The following is a 23,051-nucleotide window of genomic DNA, read 5'->3' as shown; positions in this document are numbered from 1 at the left end:
CCTACCTCCCCATCGCGGCCATGGGCGCGGCCGTCGCGCCCAGGAGTTCGTCGACGATGTCGGCCGTCCGGCGCTGGTTGAGTTCCGCGTCGGGGTTCAGCACGAGCCGGTGGTCGAGCACCGGATGCGCGACGTCCTTGACGTCGTCCGGGGTGACGAAATCGCGGCCGAAGGTGGCGGCGAGCCCTTGTGCCGCCCGGATCAGCGCGATACTGCCACGCGGGCTGGCACCGTAGCGGACGTCCGGATGCGAACGGCTCGCCGCGGCCAGCCGCACCGCGTAGTTGACGATCTCCGGTGCCAGATGGGATTTCCGGACCTCGTCGATGACCGACTGGACGTCGGCGATGGTCAGCACCGGTTTCAGTTCGTCCGGGGTCACGCCGGCGCAGTCCCCCATCACCACCCGCATCTCGGATTCCAGATCCGGGTAGCCGACCGAAATGCGCATGAGGAACCGGTCCAGCTGCGCTTCGGGCAGCCGGTAGGTGCCCTCCAGTTCGATCGGGTTCTGCGTGGCCACCACGAGGAACGGCCGCGGCACCGCCTGGCCGACCGAATCCACGGTGACGCGGCGTTCGGCCATCACCTCCAGCAGCGCGGCCTGCGTCTTCGGCGTGCCCCGGTTGATCTCGTCCGCCAGCACCACGTTGGCGAAGATCCCGCCGGGGTGGAACTGGAACCGCTCGTTGTTCTGGTGGTAGACCATCACGCCGGTAATGTCGCCGGGGAGCAGGTCCGGGGTGAACTGGATGCGGTTCCACCGGCCGCCGATGCTGGCGGCGAGGCAGCGCGCGATCGTCGTCTTCCCGACGCCGGGCACATCTTCCATCAGCAGATGCCCTTCGGCGAACAGCGCCGCCACGGTGAGCCGGACGACCTCCGGTTTACCGCGCACCACCGATTGCACGTTCTCGGCGATCTGCTCGAAGGCGACCCTGGGTGTGAGCGTCACAGAACTTCCTTTTCCTTTCGTCGGCGCAAACCCACCAGCGCCAGCGGGCCGAGCCAGAGCAGCGCGCCACCGTTCATCGCGGGTACTCCTCGCCAGGAGTCCGTGGCGGTACCCGCGGAGGTCTTGATGGTGGCGGTGATCGTGATGGCGCCGACCCAGGCGACCTCGGGGATGGTCAGGGTCGTCGCCCCGGAACAAGGTACCGGTTTCGTCGGTTCGAAGAACTCCGCCTGGCAGGTCGCGGAAGCGCCCTTGCCGTCGGCCTTCACGGAAACGAACAGCTTGTTGTCCTTGCCCCGCACCTGGGTGATCGTGATCGTCGGCGGCCCCGAGACCACCGGCACGGTGACCTTCCTGCTGCCGGTGGCCCCGGTGATCGCGGCCCCCGAACCGAACTTCGTGACCGCGCGGACCGTGACGGTCGCGGCGCCGGTGACCCCGGTGAACTCCGCGGACGTGGCCGTGACCGTGCGCTGGCCCTGGCCCGTCACACTCACCAGGTAGTGCACCAGCGTGCCGCCGCGGAGGTCGGGCTGGGTCCAGCTCACCGACACCTTTCCGGCCGCGGTGGCGTTCGCGGTGACGACCGGTGCTCCGGCGGGCCGGTTCGCGGGTCCCGGGATGACCGCCTTGGCGCTGGCGCCCGCCCCGATGCCCGCCGAGTTCTCGGCGACCACGGTGATCACGTACGGGGTTCCGTTGGTCAGCCCGGAAATCGTGGTCCCCCGCGCCGATCCGCCGACCCGGGTGGAACCGCCGTTCCAGGTCAACCGGTAGCCGCTGATCCGCGCGCCGTTGTCCGCGGCGGGGCTCCACGAGACCTTGATCGAGCCGTCTCCGGACGTCGCGCTCACCTTCCTCGGCGCGCCGGGCGGCGTCGCCTTCGCCACCGGCGGGGGCGCCTGCTGGGTCTTCGGAGGCGCCTGCGGCTGTTGCGGCTGTTGCGGTTGCGGCGGCGGGGCTTGGTCGCCGGACGGTTCCGGATCGGCCGACGGCGCGCCCGCGGTCTGGCTGTTGGCCGCCTTGTCGACGTCGACGTCGACCACCGTGCCGTCGTCGCCGTTGACGACCAGCACGTGCGAGCCGTCGGAACTGTCGACGTAGATCCGGTTGTCCTCACCCTTGGCGAGCCTCGGTGCCGTTCCCTGGCCCGGCACCTTCGCGGTGGCCTTGAGTTTGCCCGCGACGTCGTAGGTCAGCACCTCCCCGCGGGTCTCGTCGACCATGGCGACGACGTTCGACGAGGAGAGCGGACCGTTGAACCGGCTGCCCTTGGTCAGCTCGACCGAGATCGGCTTCGCGGAGGGACGGTCCTGGTCGAGACCGCTGATGTCGATGAGGTGCAGCTGATTGCGCTCCGGGTCGGCGATGGCCAGCCGGTCGCCGACGGCGCTGTTGGCGACCTGCGCCGACGGCGAGAGCTTGATGCCGAGAGGAAGGGCTTCGCCGAGGCCGTCCGGGCCGACGCGGTGGAGGCTGTCGCCGGTGGTGTCGAGCACGACCGGCCGGTCGCCGACCAGGGTGAGTCCTCCGCCGTGCCCGGGCGGGAGTCGCGCGGGGCAGGTCATGACGACGGCGCCCTTGGGCAGTTCGCAGATCGAGCCGTTGTCGACGCGGTGCGCCCACACCGTCCCGTCGTTCGTCGCGACCGGCCGGGACAGTGGCCCCCCTGCGGGCACTGTCGCGGCCGGGTCGCCGAGCCGCACGATCTGACCGGCGTTGCGGTAGACCAGGTACGGACCGCCCGCGATCTCCATCACGAACGGGGTTTCCGGCGCGGGCGGCGGGGTGGACTCCTCGACGCTCAGGGTCGCCTTGTCGAACTCCGTGATGCGGTTCCGCTCGACGACGTAACCGGAATCGTCCCCCTGCACGACCTGGCTGCCGTTCGCGGCCCCGGGCACGTCCGCGCGCGCGTCGACCCGGTTCGTCGAGCCGTCGACGTGGAACGCGGACTGGGCGGCGTCGTTGTAGACCCAGTGGCCGACCTGGACGAACTCCAGCCGTTCCGGGGTCGACGCCTGCCCGGTGACGGCCAGGCCGACCAGCGCCAGGCAGCCGGCGACCACCAACGCCACGGCCATCCTCGTCCTGGCCACCACGCTGAACCGCTTCGTGCCCCGCTCGTCGGTGTTCACGCGATCAAGCTAGAGACCGACCATGAAATTTCGATGAAACAGCCTGTCTCGGGCTCGCGGTCGCTTGTCATCGAAACCTCATGTTCGCCCGGCAGGCTGAAGCGACACGGCTCGAGTGCCGGTCGGCGGAGCTGAGATGGGATCGAAAGAACACCAAACGCGTGAACCTGCCCGGCCGCAGGCCCCGCTATCGCGGTGGCAGGGCGCCTTGCCCGCCACCTCGACGTGGACGACCGGACAGCGCCCCGCCGACGTCGATCGCGGTCGCGGATTCACCACCGGACTCTGAGGAGGCATGAAGATGACCGATCTCGGCGCGGCCAGGACGGGTGGGCGGTACCAGGCACCGCCTCCGCCGCTTCCCCAAACGGGGCCTGCCGTACCGCGGGCCGCGGCCATGCCCGACTCGCTCGCCTACGCGGCGCCTGCCGCGCGGGCGGCCGCACGTGAAGCCGCGCTGGCCGCGCTCACCGCCGCTCGCCAGGTGGAGCAGCAGCCGCGCTGGTCCGCGGCGGTGCCCGTTCCCGCTCCGGCGCACGGTCCGCCGCGGCCGAACCCGCCGGTGCCCGTCGCGGTGCGGCGGTCCCGCCGGTTCGGCGGGATCGGGATCACGCAGATCGTCTGCTGGCAACTCGTCCTCGTCGCGCTCGTCCTGGTGGCGGGGCGGCCCTGGCCGCTGGTGGCCGCGGTGCTCACCGCCGCCGTGGTGGTCCTCGCGCTGACCACCGTGCGGATTCGCGGGCGCTGGCTCTACTCCTGGCTCGGTTCGGCGTCGGGTTACCTGACCCGCGACCGCGACCGTGATCTCCGGCACGCGGGCGAGGCGGGCCGCGCGCTGCTGCGCCTGCTGTCGCCGGAAGCGACGGGGATCACCGGCGAGATCGGCGACGAGACGGTGTTCATGGTCAGCCGCGCCGACGGCATCACCGCCGTGCTGCAACCGAAGTCGGCCGTCCGTGAGCGGCCGATGCCGTCACCGCTGACGTTGCTGCCGCCGTCACGGGAGCAGGCCTTGGACGTCGCCGCGCAGGTCCTCCACCACATCGGCGCGGACCGCTCCCGGCCGCCACGCGGCTGGGTCGCCCTTCAGGCGCTGCGCACCGTCGATGTCCACCGGGACGCCGACGTGCGGCAGGCACTCGGGAACACGATCCGGCGGGTGCGGCGGCAGCTGCGGCGCGACGGACTGCCGGTGCGGGCGCTCGCCGAAAACGAGGTCCTCGGCGCGCTCGCGTCGCTGGCACACGTCACGGCGGGCCGTGCGCGGATCCGGGAGGACTGGCGATTCTGGCACAGCGGCCCGATCTGCCAGGCGACCTTCCGCCTCGACGGCTGGGACGCGCTTTCACCGGTGCTCGCGGCGGATCTGACGCGCCGTCTGCTCGCCGCCGCGCCCGGCGCCGCGGTGACGCTCGCCGTGACCGCCCGCCGCGGTGCCGCCGAGACCGAACCCCGGGTCAGCGCGGCGATCCGGATCGCCGCCGCGGGGGCTCAGCCGGTGGAACACGCGGTGCGGGACCTGGAACTCGTCGCACGCCGGGGCGGACTGGCACTGGACCGCCTCGACGGCAGGCACGCCAAGGGGGTGGCCGCCACCCTGCCGATCGGCGTCAGTTGAGCACGACGATCGCGACGGTGAGCGCGGTCGCGTACAACGTCCAGGCGAGGTACGGCAGCAGCAACGCGGCCGAAACCCGGGAAGAGCGGCGGAAGTACAGCGCGGTGACGACGATGGCGACGTCGAGCACGAGGATGTCGGCCAGCGCGAGGCCGTACGCGCCGGCGGCGAAGAACAACGGCGTCCAAGCGGCGTTGAGGACCAGTTGTGCCGCGTACCAGACCAGCCCGCGGCGTTCGCCGCCGGCCTTCCAGTACAGCCAGCCCGCCGCCGCGATCCCGAGGTACAGGACCGTCCACACCGGACCGAACAGCCACGCGGGCGGGGCGAACGGCGGCAAGTCTAGTCCACTGTAGACAGACCGGGCGCCGGTCGCGGCCAGGCCGCCGATGAGCGCGACCACCGCGACCGCGACCAGGAACGGAAGGAACGCCAGCGGCGCGCGGAGTCGTCCTGGCATCGTGGTCATCCTGGGCTCCTGTCTTCGGCTCGTTCGAGCGTAAGTCAGGGAACACGGCCGCGCAGGATCGATTCGCAACGCACCAGGCGATTACCTACACCGTTCGGGTGGCGTGAGCACGGAGTGCAATACCCGCCGTGACTCTACCCGGTCGATAGCTCGACACGAGCCCGATCCGCGCCGATCAGTAAGTCGAACATCACATTCAGCTTCGCTGTGAAAGCGGTACCGCGGCAGGCCTCGTGTGACCAGACTCGGTGCAGGGGGGTGCTGCTCGGAATGGACTCAGGTGACAGAGGCGAGAACAGGATAACCGGAGACGTCTCCGGAACCTCGGTACAGGTCGGCGCCGTTCATGGTGACATCTTCCTCCAACAGGGGATCAGGCCGGTCATCCCGCGACAGCTGCTTCCGGTGTCCTCGTCGTTCACCGACCGGGAACGGGAACTGACCGCGCTGACCCGATTGCTCGACGACGACCAGCGGCAGGGGCCGGCGCTGGCGGTGATCACCGGATCCGGCGGAATGGGGAAGACGGCGCTCGCGTCACGCTGGATCACGAATCACGTCGACCGTTTTCCCGATGGCCAGCTTTACGTGAATCTGGGAGCCTTCAGCGCCGACGGGCCGACCACTCCCGACGATGTGCTCGGCGGCTTTCTCCGGGCGCTCGGCGTGCCCGCGGAGCAGGTGCCCGCCGAGATTTCGGAGCAGGCGGCCATGTATCGGTCGGTCACCGCCGGGAAGAGGTTCGCCGTCCTGGCCGACGACGCGGACTCCGCCGCGCAGGTCCGGCCGTTGCTGCCCGCGTCACCGGACAGCGTCGTCGTCGTGACCAGCCGATGGCGGCTCGGCGCGCTGGCCATGGACGGCGCGCGGGCGTTCGTCGTCTCCCCGCTCGACGAAGACGCGGGTTTGCGGCTGCTCGAAAGAACCGTCGGCACGCAACGGGTCACGACCGAACCCGACCGCGCCCGGGAATTGGTCTCGCTCTGCGGTGGTATGCCGATCGCCCTGTGCGTGGCGGCCGCACGGCTCTCGACCCGGCCCCAATGGCCGATTTCCCGGCTGGTGGGGGTGCTTTCCGATGAAAAGCGCCGTCTGTCGGGCCTCAAAATCGCCGACGAAGCGGTCGTACAGGCGAGTTTCGATCTTTCCTTGGCCGAACTGGACGCGGAGACGGCGCGGGTCTACCGCCTGCTCGGTCTCCATCCCGGCCGCGACTTCGGTCTCGGCCTCGCCGCGGCCGCGATCGACCGTCCCGCGACCGAGACCGAGGACGCGCTGGACTCCCTGATCATTTCGAGCCTGCTGACCGATATCGGGCCCGACCGATTCAAGTTCCACGATCTGACGCGCGTGCACGCGCGTCAGCAGGCGGCCGAAACGGAGGACCGGTCGACCCGCGCGGACGCGCTGCGGAGAATGCTGAACTGGTATCTCGACAACGTCGCGGAGGCCGACCTCACCATCATCCCGCACCGTCATCGGCTCAGCCCGCGCCACGAACACGCGCGGCCATCACGGTTCTCCGATGCCCGGGGTGCCTTGGACTGGGTGGAACAGGAACTCGCGAACGTCGTCGCGACCATGCACGCGGCCGTCGAACAGGGCTGGTGGCAGGAGGTCTGGCAGTTTTGCGAGGGTTTGTGGGGTTTCTTCCTCTATCGCAAGCATTATCGTCAATGGGAGAAGACGCACGAATGGGCGGTGGACGCCGCCCGGCGCTGCGCGGATCCCGCCGCGGAAGCGCGCATGCACATCCAACTCGGCTACGCCTATCTCAACACCGGCAAATTCGAAGAAGCGCGGACCCAATTCGCGGCCTCCCTGGAAGCCTCGCGAACGATCGACGATCCGGGCGGTGAGGCGACCGCGTGGGAACACCTGGGCGTCGTCGCGCAAAGCACCGGAGATCACGAGCGCGCATTGGAGTACTTCACCCGCGCTCTGCGGCTCGCGGAGCGAGCGGGACAACACCGCGGTGTGGTGCTGCATCTGAGACGGATAGGGGAAGCCAACGCGGCTCTAGGGCGGACTCAGGAGGCGATCGGTCACCTGGAGCGCTCGGCCGCCGAAGCACTGGCGATCGACGACGTCGTCCTCCACGCCCGGGCACGGACACGGCTCGGCAACGCCCACCTCGCCCTGGGTCGTGTCGGCGAAGCCTCCCGGCTGCTGGAAGAGGCGGCCGCGACGTTGCACAGTTCGGGCGCCGATCCGTATTACGCCGAAGCACTCGAAAGTCTCGCGGAATGCGGGCTGCGCGAGGGCGACACTCACGCGGCCCGCACCCATCTCCGGCGGGCGCTGGAGATCTACCGCGATTCGAGGGATCTCAAGGCACATCGGGTCGAAGCGCGGATCGCGGCGATCGCGGACGACACCGAAAGCCCTTCCTGGCCACCGCCGGAATAACGGGGCCAGCCGTCGATCCCGGACTCGGCCGGGCGAGGAACGAACCGGTGGTCCCGGAACCGGATCAAGCCTCCGGCGATGACCACCAGCGCCCCGGGCAACGCGTTCAGAACGTCGCCCGCGTGCCGCCACGCGTCCTCCGGCGCGGCGGCGCAGATGACCAGATCCGCGCGGCGCAGCCAGGCTTCGGATGTCTTGTCCGCCCAGGCGACCAGCACGTGGTCCGGCAGCCCGCATTCGTCGGTCCACCGCACCTCGACGACGGCACCGCGCGCCCGCGCCCTCATGTCCCCGGCGATTCTCGGGTGAGCAGCGGCACCGGCGTGACCTCGGCCGGACGGTCCGGCTCGGGTATTCCGAGGATCCGGTAGATCTCCTCGCGCAGCCGCGCCGCCGCCTCCCCCGGCATCGAGGTGATCCGTTTCCCGATGGCCGGAAGCCGACGCCGCGAACCCCCGGCGACGAGTTCGTCCACCTGCCCCCGCAAGGACCGCGCGGGGTCGAGAACGGACGCGGACTTCCAGAGCAGGTCGGCGAGACTCCCCTTCCGGACGTCGAGCACGGAGCCGGGATTGAGCAGGACCGGTTTCCCCAGCCCCGCCGCGTACTGCGTCACCGAACCGTGGTCCCCGAGCACGCAGTCCGACGCGACCAGCGCCGCCCGCCAGCCCTCCTCCGGCGGCAGGAGCCGGATTCCGGCTTCGAGCGCCTCGGCGAGCCACGCGCGAACCTGGCGGGTCCCGTGAGCCGACCACGTCAGCGGGTGCAGAGCCACCATCACGCGGTACTCCGGGCCTTCCAGCGCCGAGGCCAGCCGGGTGATCAGGTCCAGGTTCCCGCCGAACAGGGAATGCGGGGACCAGGTCGAGCTGATCATCACCAGTTTCCGGTGCGCCTCGATGCCGGCCGAGTCCCGATACCGCAGTCGCAGCGGCATGCTCGCCCGGATCCTGTCGTAGCAGACATCTCCGGCGACGACGACCCGTGAAGCCGCCTCGGGAAAAGCCCGGCACATTCGCCTGGCGTCGTCCTCGTGGGCGAACACCATCGCTTCCGGCACCACTCGGCCGTCACGGACGAGCAGATCCCTGGGATGCCCCGGAATCGCCGTCCCGTGCGGGCTGACCCGTGACCGGATCCCCCCGGTGCCGTGGGGAAGCACCATCACCGGCGCCTCCAGTTCGTCGATGCCCACATGACTGGACGCGAGGGCCAGGTCGAAGCGCATCCGCGAAGCCTGGTGCCACGGCAGGACGAGGCCGCCCGAACGACGCAGGTACTCGTCGACACCGGGCCACGTGTCCGGGCCGTCGGGTGTGGTGAAGGCGATCTGCACCCGGGCGTCCGCCTCCAAGAGGGGCAGTACGTCCGCCAGCCGGGTACCCGCCGTCATATGCGGCACCACCGCGAGCACCCGGCGGCACCCCGTCCGGGTCAGCCATCGCTCCGCCGTCCTGCTTCCCGGCACACGCGCCCACGAGATCCCGGTCATCTTCGCCCCCATCCCGTCGCCGACGAAATCCGTAGTCGTTCCGCCATTTCCGCCTCCACTCGTTTCAGTGATTCATCGTCACTACGGAAAAGAGTGGCGGCCCGATCGTTCAGCCTCCTGTTCCGGGAATAACACCGCCCTTTCACGAGATGCCAGAGACATGACAGATGCCTGTCAGGCACGTCTTGACCTGGCCAGATCCGGGTCCACCTGCGAAACTCGACCGTGGGAGCGCGGTCACTTCGGTGACACCTTGGGAGGGGAGGCGCCGTGGAGCAGCACATTTCGCTCGGATTTCTCGGCAAGACAATCGTCCGGATGCACGGTCGTTTGACCGTGCGATGGGGAAGAGCGCAAGAACACGCGGTCCTCGCCGTCCTGCTCGCACAGGCGGGACGGCACATTTCCATCCAGACGCTCGTCAGGCAGGCCTGGCCGGAGGACCGAAGACCACGAAATCCCGCTGCGACACTGCATACCTACGCCAACCGGGTTCGCGCGATCCTGCAGGACAGCGACACGGAAGCGAGACTCGACAACACCGGCGGCGGTTACCAACTCCTTGTCGACCGTAAGTCGATCGACTACTTCCGGCTCAGCGAATTGATCACTTCCGCGCACCAGGCGTTCCGGAAACACGATCACGAACGAGTAAGTTCACTTCTCGAAGGTGCCCTTCCTCTCTGGCGTGACATTCCACTCGCCGAAGTGCACACGGAATGGGCGGAGAACTGGCGGAATTCCGTCATCTTCGATGAATGGATACCCGCCAATGGTCTGCTGATCGACGCGTACATCGGGCTGGAGAAGTTCGATCCCGCGCTTCGCAGGCTCAACGATCTCCAACGCGAACACGGTTTCATCGTCGGTCTCGCCCGGCGCCGGTTGACGCTCCTGCACAAACTCCGGCGGCACGATGACGCCACCGAATACTATTTCACCGCGCGGCGGCAACTCCTGGCCGACGGCGACGACCGAGGCGCCGAAGAACTCCGCCGTTTCCAGGATTCTCTCGCCGAAGCCGATCCGTCGCCGGCGGCCACCTTGCTCACGCCGCCCCGCCATGAACCGAACGTCCCCCTGCTGCTGCGCCGATTGCCTCGCGACATCACCGACTTCACGGGCCGCGAAGCGATCCTGGCGTCTCTCGACCAGCTCACCGGAGCGCACGAAGGACCACCCCATCCCGCGGTGATCGCGCTCGTCGGCGCGGCCGGGGTGGGCAAGACCGCCACCGCGCTGAGATGGACCCATCGCACGAGTGCCCGGTTTGCCTGGAGCACCTTCTTCATCGACCTCCACGGCGACGGCACCGCGCCACGGGTGGAGACCACCCAGGTCATCGATGACCTCCTCGACGCCTTGGGTTACGAGATCACCTCCATCACCGGCCCCGCCGGACGGGAGGCCAAACTCCGTTCACTGCTCGCCGAACGCCGGATGCTGATCGTCCTCGACAACGCGGCCGACAGCGCACACGTCCGTCCGCTGCTCACCGCGCTGGCCGACTGCGTCGTCGTCATCACCTCACGCCGTCGCCTCACCGCGCTCTCGGTCCGCCACGACGTCCGGAACCTCACCCTGGACCTCTTGCCGCCGAACGACGCGGCCGAGTTCCTTGCCCGGCGCATCGGCGCGCGGACGACGCGGGAACCGGAGGCCGTGGCACAACTGGCGCAGATCGGCGACGGACTCCCGCTCGCCCTCGCCCTCATCGCCGAACGCGCCGCCAACCGGGCCGGCACCACCTTGACGACCCTCGTCGGTCAGTTGCGGGATCCCGACATCCTGCTGCACATCGGCGACGACGGCGACAGCGCGGACGCCAGCCTCAATTCGGCGTTCTCCTGGGTCTATCGAGCATTGCCTCCGGCCAACGCACGCGTCTTCCGGCTGCTGGGCATCCACCCCGGCGCGGAGATCAGCGTCGAAGCGCTGAGCGCGATGGCCGCCACCAGCCGTCTGGAAACCCAGCGAGCCCTGGATTCGCTCGTTTCCGCACATCTCGTCTTCCAGCCCGCCGACATCGACCGCTACCGCGTCCACGACCTCCTGCACCGGTTCGCGGCGGTGCTCATCAGGGACGATCACGAATTCGCGCCTGCCACGAATCGCATGTTCTCCTATTACCTGCACAGTGCGGACGCGGCGCAGCGGACGGCTTCCCCGCATCGCCAGGCTCCCCCGATGCCGCCGATCGAGCCGGGCTGCGTTCCACACCGCTTCGACGACGTGTCGGAGGCTCTGCGCTGGACCCTTCTCGAGCGGTCCAATCTCGTGTCCATGGTCCGCCGCGCCGCGGAGGAGGGCCTGCACGGTTACGCCTGGCGGCTACCGCATTGCCTGATCGACACCCTGAAGCGCTATGGGCTGTACGAAGACTGCATCAGCACGATGACCACCGCGGTCTCGTCCGCCGTCGCGGACGGGAACACCCACGCGGAAGCGTCCTCCAGTAATGACCTTGGTGAGATCTACCTGATCACCGGCGCGTACGACCTGGCGGACCGCTGCCTCGGCCGCGCGCTCGAACTGTCCCGGCGTCACGGGATCGCGGTGGGGGAACTGACGGTGACGCTGAACCTGGCGCGCCGCCACCAGTACGCCGGTCGGCTCCCCGAGGCCGTCGCCGTCTACCGGGAAGGCCTGCGGCTCGCGGAATCCCTCGGTGATCGGGAACGGCACGCCGTGGCCGCTCACCGCCTGGGTGACGCGCTCGTCGAACTCGACCTCCACCACCACGCGCTGCCCCACTATCTGCTCGCACTGGAACTGCGCCGGAAGGCGAACGACGTGGCGGGCACGGTGAAAACCCACACCGCGCTGGTCGATCTGTACACGAAACTCGGGAACTTGGACGCCGCGGACGCGCACCAGCGCCCCGCACACGAACTCCTCGATCAGGTCGGGCTGACGGCCGCGACGCGGCTGTACACCGTAATGGCGGAACTCGCGCACGCCCGCCACCAGGACCGCGATGCGCTTAAGCACGCGCACCACGCCATCGAACTGGCCGAAAGAGCGAACCATGTCAACGGGAGGGCGCGGGCCTACGTCGCGCTGGGTTCGATACTGGCCGATCGCGGGAACCGCGAAGACGCCCGGGGGGTGTGGCGGCAGGCCGCCGGGCTCTACCGGGACACGGGCAGGGACCGGAAAGCCAAAAAACTCGACGGGCTCGTCGCCGAGATCGACGAGCCTGATCCGGTCGTCCCGCTCGCGAGATCGGGCGACGAGGACACCGTGGCTCTCCCGGCACCTCCTCGTCCTATAGGTCGACGCCTTAACCACAAAGAGTGATAACTTGCGCGAAAGCACTCCGCTGGTCACCCGTTCCTCCCCTAAAGGTGCACGTCGAACGAGTGCCCCCCGGATGGCCGAACAACTCTGAGTAGGCTGCTTGTTGCGGCCGTACAAGTTGATCTCCTACGATGCGCGCGAGGCTGAAAATAAGCCTCGTCGGCTTCGCATTTCGAGGAGAACCTTGAGCACGACCACGTTTCTTGCTGTACTGCCGGACGTCTCGACGCTTTTCGCGGTCGTCGCGAGTTGGTGGAACTGCTGACACATCCCGGGTCGCCCGGACTTCGGTCCGGGCACCATCAAGCTCCCGAAATACCGGTACCGTGAGGTGACCGTGCCCGACCGGACCCGACGGGGAGCGCTCCGATGCCAGAACCGGTCCTCATTTCTCTCGCCGCCGCCCTCGCGGCCCGTTCCGTCGTCGGTTTGTACAAGCTGGTGAAGGAAAAATTCTCCGAAGACCCCGAGGCGACGGCGGTGCTCGAAGCCGCCGAAGGCGCAGCGGAGGACTCCGCTGAGGTGCGCGCGCTGGCGACGCGGCTGTCCACGGTCGAAGCCGAAGACCCCGAATTCGCGGAACGGCTTCACCGCGAGTGGGACAAGGCGGGCGGGAACAGGGCCGAGACCGGTGGCGTGGTGAACACGGTCTCGGGCACGGTATCCGGGAAGGTCGTGCAGGCCCGCGACGTCCACGGGAACATCTCGTTCTGATCCGGGGCCACGGAAAACGCGTCGCGTCCACCTTGGCGCGCCACTAAGATCATCGCGCGATGAACGACGAGACTTTCCTCGCCCACGTGGCGGACGGCCTGGCCGCGCTGCCCGCCGTGCACGCCGTCACGCTCGGCGGATCACGCGCCCAGGAGACTCACGGCCCCGGCAGCGACTGGGATTTCGCCGTCTACTACCGCGGCGGCTTCGACCCGGCGGATCTGCGCGCCCTCGGCTGGGACGGTGAGGTTTCCGAGATCGGTGCCTGGGGCGGCGGCGTGTTCAACGGCGGTGCCTGGCTCACGATCGACGGCAGGCAGGTCGACGTCCACTACCGCGACCTCGACGCCGTCGAACAGCACCTCGCCGAAGCCAGGGAAGGCCGGTTCCGCTGGGAGCCGCTGATGTTCCACCTCGCGGGCGTCCCCAGTTACCTGCCGGTCGCCGAGCTCGCCGTCAACCGCGTGCTGCGCGGCGACCTGCCGCGGCCGGACTATCCGGAAGCGTTGCGCGAAACGGCTCCCGCGATGTGGCGGGGTCGCGCGGAACTGACCCTGCGCTACACCCGCGGCGCCTTCGTCCCGCGCGGGCAGGCCGCGGAGGTCGCGGGCGCGCTGGCCACCGCCGCCATGGAGACGGCGCACGCGGTCCTCGCGGCCCGCGGCGAGTGGGTCACCAACGAGAAACGGCTGTTGCGGCGGGCGGGGTTGCGCGAGCTCGACGCGATCATCGCCGGGCTGCGGGCGGACGCGGAGGTCCTCGCCAAGGCGGTCGACGACGCGGAGACGCTGTTCCGGGCGGCGGATTCCGCCACCGAATAGCCGCGATCATCGCCTGTGGCGCGCGTCACGGAATGACCGGCGCTCTTCAGCGCTACAGAGAGATGAGACCCGTTCCGTACCAAGGGAGTGACATGTCCGCCACCGCCACGCCGGAAGAGACCGCTCTGGCCGTCCCCGCCCTCGACGACTTCGACTTCCCGCTCACCGACGGTGCCGCCTGCCGCATCGACGACCCGGACTGCGAAGCCTGCCAGTAGCCGCCTGCCGGTTCTCACGCGGTGAAGGGCGCTTTCCTGGCGTGCGAGGCGGGGAAAGCGTCCTTCGGCGCCGGAGTCAGTTCACCCGCCCATCGACGGCCGCCACGATGAGCGTGGCGCACCTTTTGACCGGCAGACGCCGTTCCCGCGCCATCGCCTCGAGGGCGGCACGGGCGGCCTGTCCGCGCAATCCCTGTGTGCCGAGCACTTTCAGCGCCAGGCTGATGACGTCGGCGGAAGGTGGCGCTTCAGGCATGAGGGACCTCCGGCTTGGTCGGCAGACAGGCGTCCTGGTACCCGCTCAGGATCGTGCTCACACCCCCTTTCACCGTGAAGACCGCCGGTCGTCGACGGCGTCCCGCCGGACCCGCTCGGCGTGCACCCCGATCTCCCCGAGTCGTTCGGCGAATCCGGTGTGCTCGCGGGGAAGCCGCGCGCGCAGATCGGCCAGCGGCGCCAGCAGACCGGTGACGTCGTCCTCGCCGAGTACCGCGCTCACCCGGTCCGCGCTTTCCCGCGCCCTGGCGTTCAACCCGTCCAGCGCGCCGGCTTGACCGGCCAGCTGCCGCAAGATCGCCGAATTGCGCCGGGCCCAGTCCGCGACCGCGCGATCACCCGCCCGCCGATCGCGTTCCGCGTCGACCCGCGCCTCCCCGGTGTTCTCACCGCCGGCGGACGGCCGTAACCGCAGGAACCGTCGCTCCGCCGCCTGACGGCTCGCGACCCCCAAGGCCGGGGCGAGCGCCGTCCAGCTGGCGCCGCCCTCGCGAGCCGCCGCGATCAGCTCCGGCTCCCACGCGGCCAGCTGTTCGCGCACCGCCTTCAGCGCGACCAAAGCCTCCAGAAGCCGCTCCGGTTTCGAGGCGCCCGAACGGGCCTCGGCCACGACGTCGTGCACGGAGCGCACTGTCCGAGCGGCGTCCTCGTCCATCGTCATCCCACCTGTCATCCCATCGACGACACTACACTTGTCATCGCCTCGATGACATGCTAGAACAGTAGTGCGTGTTGACACCAGAGACAAACGAGCCAGGAGGTGGAACCCGATGTTGATGCGCACCGACCCGTTCCGTGAGCTGGACCGGTTCACCCAGCAGATGTTCGGCGCCGCGACGCCGGGAACGTGGTCCAAGCCGGCCACGATGCCGATGGACGCGTACCGCGACGGTGACGAATTCGTCGTCTGCTTCGACCTTCCCGGCGTCGCCGCCGACGCGATCGAGCTGGACGTCGAACGCAACGTCCTGACGATCAAGGCGGAACGGCGGCCGGCCCCCGGTAAAGACGTCCAGATGCAGGTTTCCGAACGCCCGCTGGGGGTCTTCTCCCGTCAGCTGTTCCTCGGCGACGCCCTCGACACCGAGCGCATCGCGGCCGGATACGAAGCCGGCGTGCTGACCCTGCGCATCCCGGTCGCCGAGAGGGCCAAGCCGAGGCGCATCGAAATCAAGGGCTCCGAGTCCGACCACAAGGAGATCCAGGCCTGAGTGTCTCCTCCGGTGCGGGGCCCGCCCGGGTCCCGCACCGGAGGAGACCGGGGAAGAAAGGACGTCCTCGTTGCTCACCATGCCTGTCCGGCACCCCCACGCCCGCGAAGCCGTGTGGGGTTACCTCGCGGACGTCACGGAGGCCCTCGGCGTCGGCCTCGAATCCTGCACCGTCGACCACGACAGCCCGGTCTCGGCCTACGTCGCGCTCGACGGACGCCTCCCCACCCATCCAGACCGCGACGTCGCCCTGCTGTGGGACGAAATCCACGGCTGGGCCGCGGCGATCGAGACCCATTCCGGCGAAGACCTCATCGTTCTCCGCTACCTGGGCGGGAAGACCGCCACCCCGGAGCCCGCCAAGGTCGCGCGCTTCGTCAGGGCCGTCCGCGAAGACGACCACCGCTTCGGGCAGCTCACCCCGCCGGACTTCGGCATGCTGTCCGCTGTGCACGAGTGACCGCGGCACGCGTCGGGTAACTCAAGGGCTTCGCCCCGGAAAGCGTGTGCCGTGACCAGGATCGGCCTGCTGTACCCGACGCGGGACTGCGGTGAGGACGATTTCCTCGCCCCGGCGGCGAAACTGGATCCGGGCGTCATCGTGGACTTCGCGTACGTCCCGTGGGGAGAGAAGATCGGCCGAGTCGATCCGGCCGGAAAGCACGAAGCCGGTACGACGCCGCAGGTCGTCAGCTGGGCATACGGCGTCACGGCTCTGGGGAGCTTTGCACGCCCTGGGCACGCTGCCGATCCGGCGGGGCCTCGGCAAGCTGTTCGCGGCGGTCTCTACACCTTGAGCCTGCCGCGTAGCTCCTGAAGGGTCTTCGTCAGCAGGCGGGAGACGTGCATCTGGGAGATCCCGATACGCTCGGCGATCTGGGACTGGGTCAGGCCGTCAAAGAACCGCATCGCGAGAATCGCCCGTTCCCGTTCCGGTAACTTCTCCAGCAGCGGGACCACGGTGTGCCGATCCTCGATGTGCTCGAACCGCGAATCCAGCTCCCCCACCACGTCGGACAGCGGAAGCGAACCCTCGCCATCGTTGACCGGCCGGTCGAGGGAGGAAGTCTGGTAGCTGTTCGCGGCGAGCAGGCCTTCCCGGACCGTGTCGACGTCCAGGTCGAGGTGACCGGCGAGTTCGGTGGGGGTCGGCGCGCGCCCGATGGTCTGGGTCAGCTCCGTGGTCGCCCGCGAAAGCCGGGTGCGCAGCTCCTGCATCCCGCGCGGGACGTGCACCGCCCAGCCGGTGTCGCGGAAGAAACGCCGCACCTCGCCCATGACCGTCGGCACGGCGAAAGCGAGGAACTCGCCGCCCATTCCGGGATCGAACCGGTCCACGGCCTTCATCAGCCCGATCCGCGCCACCTGGATGAGGTCTTCCCTCGGCTGGCCTCGTCCGCTGAACCGGACGGCGATGTGCTCGGCTATCGGCAGCAGTTCGAGGATCAGCCGTTCGCGCAGACGGCGCCGATCCGGGTGGCCCTCGGGCAAGGCGGCCATCTCGTCGAACAAGGGGCGGCAATGCGAATAGTCGTCCTTCCGCGTCCTGCCGTTTCGACGGTCAGGCGGGGACGTCACCACCACTTCCCGCTCTTCCCGCGGGACGGAATGCTCGACGTCTTCCATGAGCGACGCGTTCATCAAAGTCACATCCGTCCCTTGTGGACTGGCATGGGTCCGCTCCCCTCGTCGTCAAGGAGGTACCCGGTGGGCGCGTACGACAAACATCGACCCGCTGTGACCTGGACGGGTGACCACCCGATTCGTCCGTGACCGAAGGGGTACCCGCAGGTCACGACTGTAAGGAGGAGGAGCCGTGCCTGAACAGAGCTGGAGCGACAAACGCGAACGTCAGTACGAGCACATCAAGTCCTCTCAGAAGAAACAGGGCGCGAGCACCGACCGCGCCGAAGAGATCGCCGCGCGCACGGTCAACAAGAACCGTGCGCGGTCCGGTGAAGCCAAGACCGCGAGCAAGAGTTCGACCAGGGGCTCCTCACCGCAGAAGCGCGGCGGTCAGCGGTCCGGCAACCGGAAGGGTCCCGGCGGGCCGACCAAGGACCAGCTCTACAACGAGGCGCAGAAGCGCGACATCAAGGGCCGCTCGAACATGACCAAGAAGGAGCTGCAGAACGCCCTCGGCCGCTGATCGGAGGCAGGACGGACGTTCGGCGTCCGGCATGTCTGCCGCAGGCCGCGGGCGTGACGTTGATCAACGTCACCTCACGACGATGGAGGAATCGGCGACCCCGGCACCTGCCGGGGTCGTCCGCTCTAACGGTCCTCGTCCCGCACGACCACCTTCAGGGTCGGCAGCAGTCCGGTGAGTTCCAGCGCGCGGAGCAGGACCTTGGACGGCGCCAAACTCAGGTCGACGCCGGCCTCCCCGCAGTGCCGATTCAGCTGCACCAGCACCGAAAGACCCGACGAGTCGCAGAAGCCGACCCTGGTCAGGTCGAGCACCAGGGCGCCGGGGCACCGCTCCAGCAATGCCTTGAGCTCGGCCCGCAGCCGGGGACTGGTCGCACTGTCGATATCACCCGCCACCTCGACGGTGATCGCGTTTTCCGAGCGCACCGTCTCGACCACTACGAGAGGAGCGGCCTGCCCGGCTTCAGTGTCGATCGCCATGCGTAGACGGTAAAAGGGCTCGGTTCGGACCGCAACCGTCGTCTTCCGGCGGCCCGCTCAGGACGACTGGACGACCTGCCGCGCGATCTCGTCCTTGTCCATCTTCGAGGCGCCCGTCACACCCGCGTTACGGGCCTGGATCAGCAGTTCTTCCTTGGTGGCCTCGCCCGGACGGTCACCGAGGTGCGAAGTGCGGCTCGTCACGAAGGCCGCCCCCAGCTCGCGCCGCCGTTCCTCGTCCAGTTCGCGCCGCATCTTCGGGAGGACGGTGGATTCCTCCTCCTTCACGTGATGCGTCACGGCCTCGACGAGGTCGGAAAGCACCTTGTCGAACTGCTTCGATCCGGGATCGGTGTTGTTCAGCTTCACCAGCAGCCGCTCGGCCTCGGCGTGTTCCTGCTGGCCGTGCGCGACCTCGTCGGACTCGTCCGCCTCGCCTTTGGCGGCCGGGTACACCTCGGCCTCCTCGGCCCGGCTGTGCGCGGTGAGCAGCGACGAAAGTACGGGGACGAGCAGCGGCCGCTTCTCCGGATGCCGTTCGAGTTCGTCGAACAGCCGCTCCACCTCGCGATGGTCCTGCATGATCAAGTCCACTACGTCACCCGACAAAGCCGCCTCCTCGGTCCGGATGGATCACTTCGACGCCGCCGAATACCCGCGCGGAGCCGATTCATTCCTTCCGTCGCCGGGCTATTCTCACCGCATGGCCTGCCGTATCACCGAACTCGTCCTCGACTGCGCCGATCCGGTCCGGATGGCGGCGTTCTGGTGCGAAGTACTCGGGTACGTCGAGATCGGCAAAGAGGGCGACGACATCGAGATCGGCCCGCCCGGGACCGGCTTCGGCGGCCCGCAGCCCACGTTGATCCTGAGCCGCGGCGAAGATCCGAAACCCGGCAAACTCCCCCTGCACATCGACGTGAATCCCACCGACCGCGATCAGGACGCGGAGCTGGAGCGGCTGCTCGCCGCCGGAGCGGTGCCCGCCGACGTCGGCCAGACGGGGGAAGAGTCGTGGCAGGTGCTCGCCGACCCCGAAGGAAACGTGTTCTGCCTTCTTCGCGAGCGAGTCGATCCCTGAGGACTGTCCACATCGGACTCGATTGGCCGAAGACGCCGCGGGGTATCCGGTGCGGGACACCGAACACGAGCGGATGGTCAGTGATGGCGGACGAACGACTGTGGCAGCGCGACAGGGCCGAGTTCGGCTCCGTCGAGAACCTCTCGGCCGGCCCGCTGGCCGAGCAGTTCGTCGAGCTCACGCGCCTGCTGCTCGCCGCCTCGACGCCCGCCCAGGTCCTTCAGCAGGTCATCGACGCCGCGTATCGGGTGGTCCCTGGCGCGGATCTGGTGTCGGTCACCCTCCGGGCCCCGGACGGGACCTTCCACACGCCGGTGTGGACCGATGAGGTCGCGCTGGAACTCGACAAGGTGCAGTACCGCGCCGGGACCGGGCCCTGCGTCGATGCCGCCGACAGCGCAAACCCCGGTCACGTCCGCAGCGACGACCTGGCGACGGAAAAGCGATGGCCGGAGTTCTCCCGGGCCGCCGTGCGGCAGGGTTACACGGCGATCCTCTCCACTGTGCTGATCCCGAACGCGGCTCCGCCGAAGCTCCCCGGGGCGCTGAACATCTACAGCCGCCGTCCGGACGCCCTCGACGCCGTCGCGGAGGACACCGCGCTGCTGCTGGCCACCCACGGCTCACTCGCCTTGGCGAGCACCGACGCCGTGAGCCGGACGGAACTGGAGGCGCATCACCTTCGCCAAGCCATCGAATCACGCGACGTCATCGGGCAGGCGAAAGGGATCCTCATGCAACGACGTGGCCTGACCGCCGACGAAGCCTTCGACGTGCTGCGCCGCACTTCCCAGGACCTCAACGTCAAACTCGCCGAACTCGCCCGCACCCTCGCCACCCGGCACACCGAACTCGACCTCCCCTGAAGCGCGGGTAGGCCCCCTTCCCCTCGGTGAAGCCGGGGGGAAGAGGGCCTACCCGCGCAACGGCGGACCCGCGATCAGGCGAGGTCGAACCGGTCCAGCTCCATGACCTTGGTCCAGGCGGCGGCGAAGTCGGCGGCGAACCGCTCGCGCGCGGCCTGGCCCGCGTAGACCTCGGAGAGCCCCCGCAGCTGGGAGTTGGAGCCGAAAACGAGGTCGACGGCGGTGGCCGTCCACTTCACCGCGTCCGTGGCGACGTCACGGATCTCGTAGACGTTCTCCTCGGACTCCGACGCCTTCCACCGGGTGCCCGGTGAGAGGAGGTTGGTGAAGAAGTCGTTGGTGAGCACGCCGGGCCGGTCGGTGAGGACGCCGTGCCGGGAGCCGCCGGTGTTGATCCCGAGGGAACGCAGGCCGCCGACGAGGACGGTCATCTCGGGCGCGGTCAGGTCGAGCATGTAGGCGCGCTCGACGAGAAGGACCTCCGGCTGCAACTTCTCCCCAGGACGCAGGTAGTTGCGGAAGCCGTCGGCGCGCGGCTCGAGCTGCCCGAACGATTCGACGTCGGTGTCCTCCTGCGTGGCGTCGGTGCGGCCGGGGCGGAACGCCACGGTCACCTCGGTGCCGGCGTCGCGCGCGGCCTTCTCGACGGCGGCCGAACCCGCCAGCACGATCAGGTCGGCCAGCGAGATCTTGGCGCCGCCGGCGTCGTTGAACTCGCGCTGGATGCCTTCCAGGGTCTCCAGCACGCTCGCGAGCTGCTCTGGCTGGTTGACCTCCCAGCCACGCTGGGGTTCCAGGCGGATCCGGGCACCGTTGGCGCCGCCGCGCTTGTCGGTGGAGCGGAAGCTGGCCGCGGATGCCCAGGCGGTGCCGACCAGCTGAGCGACCGTGAGGCCGGATTCGAGCACCTTTCGCTTGAGCGCGGCGATGTCGTCGTCGCCCACGAGTTCGTGGTCGACCTCCGGCACCGGGTCCTGCCACAGCTGAGGTTCGGGAATCCACGGTCCGAGGAAGCGGCTGACCGGGCCCATGTCGCGGTGCAGCAGCTTGTACCAGGCCTTGGCGAACGCGAGCGCGAACTCGTCCGGGTTCTCGAGGAAGCGGCGCGAGATCTTCTCGTACGTCGGGTCGACGCGCAGCGCCAGATCCGTGGTGAGCATGGTCGGCTTGTGCTTCTTGGCCGGGTCATGTGCGTCCGGGATGATCGCCTCGGCGTCCTTGGCGACGTACTGCTTCGCGCCGCCGGGGCTCGTGGTGAGCTCCCATTCGTAGCCGAAGAGGATCTCGAAGAAGCGGTTGCTCCACTCCGTCGGCTTGTCGGTCCACGTCACCTCGAGACCGCTGGTGATCGCGTCGGCGCCCTTACCGGTGCCGTGGGTGCTCAGCCAGCCGAGGCCCTGCGTCTCGATCGGAGCGGCTTCGGGCTCCGGGCCCACGTGGTCGTCGGCGATGCCCGCGCCGTGGGTCTTGCCGAAGGTGTGGCCTCCGGCGATGAGCGCGACGGTCTCCTCGTCGTTCATCGCCATCCGGGCGAACGTCTCCCGGATGAAGTGGGCCGCCGCGGCCGGGTCCGCGCTGCCGCGGGGTCCCTCGGGGTTGACGTAGATGAGCCCCATCTCGGTCGCGCCGACGTCGGGCACCATCTCGGTGTCGGTGGAGTAGCGCTCGTCACCCAGCCAGGTGTCTTCCGGGCCCCAGAAGATCTCCTCGGGCTCCCAGGTGTCCTCGCGGCCGAAACCGAAGCCGAACGTCTTGAAGCCCATCGACTCCAGCGCGACGTTGCCTGCCAGCACCAGCAGGTCGGCCCACGAGATCTGCTGGCCGTACTTCTCCTTGACCGGCCACAGCAGCCGCCGTGCCTTGTCGAGGTTGGCGTTGTCGGGCCAGCTGTTGAGCGGCGCGAACCGCTGCGCGCCGTCACCGGCCCCGCCTCGGCCGTCGTGGATGCGGTAGGTGCCCGCGGCGTGCCAGCTCATGCGGATCATCAGGCCGCCGTAGTGGCCGAAGTCGGCTGGCCACCAGTCCTGCGAGGTGGTGAGCACCTCGGTGATGTCCCGTTTGAGGGCTTCGACGTCGAGGTTGGCGAACTCCTGGGCGTAGCTGAAGTTCTCGCCGAGCGGGTTGGCTTTGGAAGAATGGACGTGCAGCACCGAGAGGTCGAGCTGGTTGGGCCACCAGTCCTTGTTGGTGCGCGGGCGGCCGCCCGACTTCGGCGTCGGCGAGTCGATCGCCGGGTTCTCGCTCTCGCTACCGTGCGCGGTCACGGAGTCGTGGGCCACCGGGCAGCCCTTCTCCGGGGTGTCACTCAATTTCTTTCCTTCCGGGCAGGTGAATTCAACGCTGGACGGGTTCGGCCGCGCAGTCGGGGCAGACGCCCCAGTAGACGACCTCCGCCTCGTCGATCATGAAACCGTGGTCGTCGGAGGCGGTGAGACAAGGGGTATGGCCGACCGAGCAGTCGACATCCGCGATCGCGCCACAGGACCGGCACACGACGTGGTGATGGTTGTCTCCCACCCGGGTCTCGTAGCGGGCGAGCGTGCCCGCCGGCTGGATGCGGCGGATCAGGCCGGTCTCGGTCAGCGCTCGCAGCACGTCGTAGACCGCCTGGTGCGAGACCGTGGGGAGGTCGGCTCGCACCAGCGCGATCACCGTTTCGGTGTCGACGTGCGGATGATCACGCAGTGCGGCGAGCACGGCCAGCCTGGGCCGGGTCACGCGCAGCGAAACCGCTCGCAGCTGTGCCTCTAAGTCGGACATCACCAAGGACGATAAGAGCTTCTCTGGAACGAGTCAAATCAAGACCCCTGGGGAGTGACGGCCGGTTTCGGGCCGATCGACTCCGGGTAGCC

Annotated in this window: 24 protein-coding genes; 12 read left to right on the top strand and 12 right to left on the bottom strand. The window is 68.9% G+C overall.

Annotated elements, in window-relative coordinates; all coding sequences use genetic code 11:
* Nucleotide 1: 1 nt before the first annotated feature.
* The gene (locus ACZ6DT_RS34835; protein WP_465603251.1) at nucleotides 2-955 is read right to left on the bottom strand and encodes an AAA family ATPase; all 954 of its coding nucleotides are present in this window, start codon (nucleotides 953-955) and stop codon (nucleotides 2-4) included.
* On the bottom strand, nucleotides 952-3,093 hold the full coding sequence (locus ACZ6DT_RS34830) for a fibronectin type III domain-containing protein (RefSeq protein ID WP_465603250.1): 2,142 nt from the start codon (nucleotides 3,091-3,093) through the stop codon (nucleotides 952-954). The genes ACZ6DT_RS34835 and ACZ6DT_RS34830 overlap by 4 nt, the downstream gene beginning before the upstream one ends.
* Nucleotides 3,094-3,388: 295 nt before the next feature.
* On the opposite strand from ACZ6DT_RS34830, the gene ACZ6DT_RS34825 reads away from it, so the two are divergent.
* The gene (locus ACZ6DT_RS34825; RefSeq protein WP_465603248.1) at nucleotides 3,389-4,711 is read left to right on the top strand and encodes a type VII secretion protein EccE; all 1,323 of its coding nucleotides are present in this window, start codon (nucleotides 3,389-3,391) and stop codon (nucleotides 4,709-4,711) included.
* Here ACZ6DT_RS34825 and ACZ6DT_RS34820 read toward each other — a convergent pair.
* Nucleotides 4,704-5,180, bottom strand: coding sequence for a TspO/MBR family protein (locus tag ACZ6DT_RS34820; protein WP_465603247.1), 477 nt, complete (start codon nucleotides 5,178-5,180; stop codon nucleotides 4,704-4,706). The genes ACZ6DT_RS34825 and ACZ6DT_RS34820 overlap by 8 nt on opposite strands.
* Before the next feature lie 270 nt (nucleotides 5,181-5,450).
* Here ACZ6DT_RS34820 and ACZ6DT_RS34815 point away from each other — a divergent pair, with 270 nt between their 5' ends.
* Nucleotides 5,451-7,589 (top strand): ATP-binding protein, encoded by a 2,139-nt coding sequence (locus tag ACZ6DT_RS34815; protein ID WP_465603246.1) that lies wholly within the window; start codon nucleotides 5,451-5,453, stop codon nucleotides 7,587-7,589.
* On the opposite strand, the gene ACZ6DT_RS34810 is transcribed toward ACZ6DT_RS34815, so the two are convergent.
* A complete protein-coding gene (locus tag ACZ6DT_RS34810) occupies nucleotides 7,490-7,876 on the bottom strand; it encodes a hypothetical protein (protein ID WP_465603245.1) in 387 nt (128 codons plus the stop codon). The genes ACZ6DT_RS34815 and ACZ6DT_RS34810 overlap by 100 nt on opposite strands.
* Nucleotides 7,873-9,081: a hypothetical protein gene (locus ACZ6DT_RS34805; RefSeq protein ID WP_465603244.1), complete on the bottom strand. Its 1,209-nt coding sequence runs from the start codon at nucleotides 9,079-9,081 to the stop codon at nucleotides 7,873-7,875. The genes ACZ6DT_RS34810 and ACZ6DT_RS34805 overlap by 4 nt, the downstream gene beginning before the upstream one ends.
* A gap of 270 nt (nucleotides 9,082-9,351) precedes the next feature.
* On the opposite strand from ACZ6DT_RS34805, the gene ACZ6DT_RS34800 reads away from it, so the two are divergent.
* From ACZ6DT_RS34800 to ACZ6DT_RS34785, 4 genes are all read left to right on the top strand, one after another.
* On the top strand, nucleotides 9,352-12,381 hold the full coding sequence (locus ACZ6DT_RS34800) for an AfsR/SARP family transcriptional regulator (protein WP_465603243.1): 3,030 nt from the start codon (nucleotides 9,352-9,354) through the stop codon (nucleotides 12,379-12,381).
* Between the two features lie 369 nt (nucleotides 12,382-12,750).
* Entirely contained in the window at nucleotides 12,751-13,095 is a 345-nt protein-coding gene (locus ACZ6DT_RS34795; RefSeq protein WP_465603242.1) for a hypothetical protein, read from the top strand.
* Nucleotides 13,096-13,154: 59 nt separating this feature from the next.
* Complete coding sequence (locus tag ACZ6DT_RS34790) at nucleotides 13,155-13,916, top strand: nucleotidyltransferase domain-containing protein (RefSeq protein ID WP_465603241.1); 762 nt, start codon at nucleotides 13,155-13,157, stop codon at nucleotides 13,914-13,916.
* Between the two features lie 92 nt (nucleotides 13,917-14,008).
* Nucleotides 14,009-14,134 carry a hypothetical protein gene (locus ACZ6DT_RS34785; RefSeq protein WP_007031507.1) on the top strand — a complete coding sequence of 42 codons (126 nt, stop codon included), beginning with the start codon at nucleotides 14,009-14,011 and terminating at the stop codon, nucleotides 14,132-14,134.
* A gap of 76 nt (nucleotides 14,135-14,210) precedes the next feature.
* Here ACZ6DT_RS34785 and ACZ6DT_RS34780 read toward each other — a convergent pair whose 3' ends face one another.
* Nucleotides 14,211-14,390: a hypothetical protein gene (locus tag ACZ6DT_RS34780; RefSeq protein ID WP_465603239.1), complete on the bottom strand. Its 180-nt coding sequence runs from the start codon at nucleotides 14,388-14,390 to the stop codon at nucleotides 14,211-14,213.
* A 69-nt stretch (nucleotides 14,391-14,459) separates the two neighbouring features.
* Complete coding sequence (locus tag ACZ6DT_RS34775) at nucleotides 14,460-15,065, bottom strand: HSP18 transcriptional regulator (RefSeq protein WP_465603238.1); 606 nt, start codon at nucleotides 15,063-15,065, stop codon at nucleotides 14,460-14,462.
* Between the two features lie 115 nt (nucleotides 15,066-15,180).
* On the opposite strand from ACZ6DT_RS34775, the gene ACZ6DT_RS34770 reads away from it, so the two are divergent.
* The 3 genes from ACZ6DT_RS34770 (at nucleotide 15,181) to ACZ6DT_RS34760 (ending at nucleotide 16,438) form a co-directional block, all read left to right on the top strand.
* A complete protein-coding gene (locus ACZ6DT_RS34770; protein WP_465603236.1) occupies nucleotides 15,181-15,621 on the top strand; it encodes an Hsp20/alpha crystallin family protein in 441 nt (146 codons plus the stop codon).
* A 79-nt stretch (nucleotides 15,622-15,700) separates the two neighbouring features.
* Entirely contained in the window at nucleotides 15,701-16,081 is a 381-nt protein-coding gene (locus tag ACZ6DT_RS34765) for a DUF6292 family protein (RefSeq protein WP_465603435.1), read from the top strand.
* 51 nt (nucleotides 16,082-16,132) lie between these two features.
* Complete coding sequence (locus ACZ6DT_RS34760) at nucleotides 16,133-16,438, top strand: hypothetical protein (RefSeq protein WP_465603234.1); 306 nt, start codon at nucleotides 16,133-16,135, stop codon at nucleotides 16,436-16,438.
* Here the strand turns inward: ACZ6DT_RS34760 and ACZ6DT_RS34755 are convergent.
* A complete protein-coding gene (locus tag ACZ6DT_RS34755; protein ID WP_465603232.1) occupies nucleotides 16,408-17,262 on the bottom strand; it encodes a SigB/SigF/SigG family RNA polymerase sigma factor in 855 nt (284 codons plus the stop codon). The genes ACZ6DT_RS34760 and ACZ6DT_RS34755 overlap by 31 nt on opposite strands.
* A gap of 175 nt (nucleotides 17,263-17,437) precedes the next feature.
* Here ACZ6DT_RS34755 and ACZ6DT_RS34750 point away from each other — a divergent pair, with 175 nt between their 5' ends.
* A complete protein-coding gene (locus ACZ6DT_RS34750) occupies nucleotides 17,438-17,770 on the top strand; it encodes a plasmid stabilization protein (protein ID WP_465603231.1) in 333 nt (110 codons plus the stop codon).
* Between the two features lie 125 nt (nucleotides 17,771-17,895).
* Here the strand turns inward: ACZ6DT_RS34750 and ACZ6DT_RS34745 are convergent, their stop codons facing one another.
* Nucleotides 17,896-18,252, bottom strand: a complete 357-nt coding sequence (locus tag ACZ6DT_RS34745; RefSeq protein ID WP_465603229.1) for an STAS domain-containing protein — start codon at nucleotides 18,250-18,252, stop codon at nucleotides 17,896-17,898.
* Nucleotides 18,253-18,309: 57 nt separating this feature from the next.
* Nucleotides 18,310-18,861 carry a hemerythrin domain-containing protein gene (locus ACZ6DT_RS34740; RefSeq protein ID WP_465603227.1) on the bottom strand — a complete coding sequence of 184 codons (552 nt, stop codon included), beginning with the start codon at nucleotides 18,859-18,861 and terminating at the stop codon, nucleotides 18,310-18,312.
* A 94-nt stretch (nucleotides 18,862-18,955) separates the two neighbouring features.
* Between ACZ6DT_RS34740 and ACZ6DT_RS34735 the strand changes: the two genes are divergently transcribed.
* Both ACZ6DT_RS34735 and ACZ6DT_RS34730 read left to right on the top strand, forming a co-directional pair.
* On the top strand, nucleotides 18,956-19,333 hold the full coding sequence (locus ACZ6DT_RS34735; protein ID WP_465603225.1) for a VOC family protein: 378 nt from the start codon (nucleotides 18,956-18,958) through the stop codon (nucleotides 19,331-19,333).
* A gap of 83 nt (nucleotides 19,334-19,416) precedes the next feature.
* On the top strand, nucleotides 19,417-20,199 hold the full coding sequence (locus ACZ6DT_RS34730; protein ID WP_465603223.1) for a GAF and ANTAR domain-containing protein: 783 nt from the start codon (nucleotides 19,417-19,419) through the stop codon (nucleotides 20,197-20,199).
* A gap of 74 nt (nucleotides 20,200-20,273) precedes the next feature.
* Here ACZ6DT_RS34730 and katG read toward each other — a convergent pair whose 3' ends face one another.
* Together katG and ACZ6DT_RS34720 are read right to left on the bottom strand one after the other, a co-directional pair.
* Complete coding sequence (gene katG / locus ACZ6DT_RS34725) at nucleotides 20,274-22,508, bottom strand: catalase/peroxidase HPI (protein WP_465603220.1); 2,235 nt, start codon at nucleotides 22,506-22,508, stop codon at nucleotides 20,274-20,276.
* A gap of 25 nt (nucleotides 22,509-22,533) precedes the next feature.
* Nucleotides 22,534-22,959, bottom strand: coding sequence for a Fur family transcriptional regulator (locus ACZ6DT_RS34720; RefSeq protein ID WP_465603219.1), 426 nt, complete (start codon nucleotides 22,957-22,959; stop codon nucleotides 22,534-22,536).
* Between the last annotated feature and the right edge of the window lie 92 nt (nucleotides 22,960-23,051).

Source organism: Amycolatopsis sp. NPDC041971 (assembly GCF_055588925.1).
Note: the sequence above shows the minus strand (reverse complement) of the source record. Positions and strands in the feature narration are given on the sequence as shown.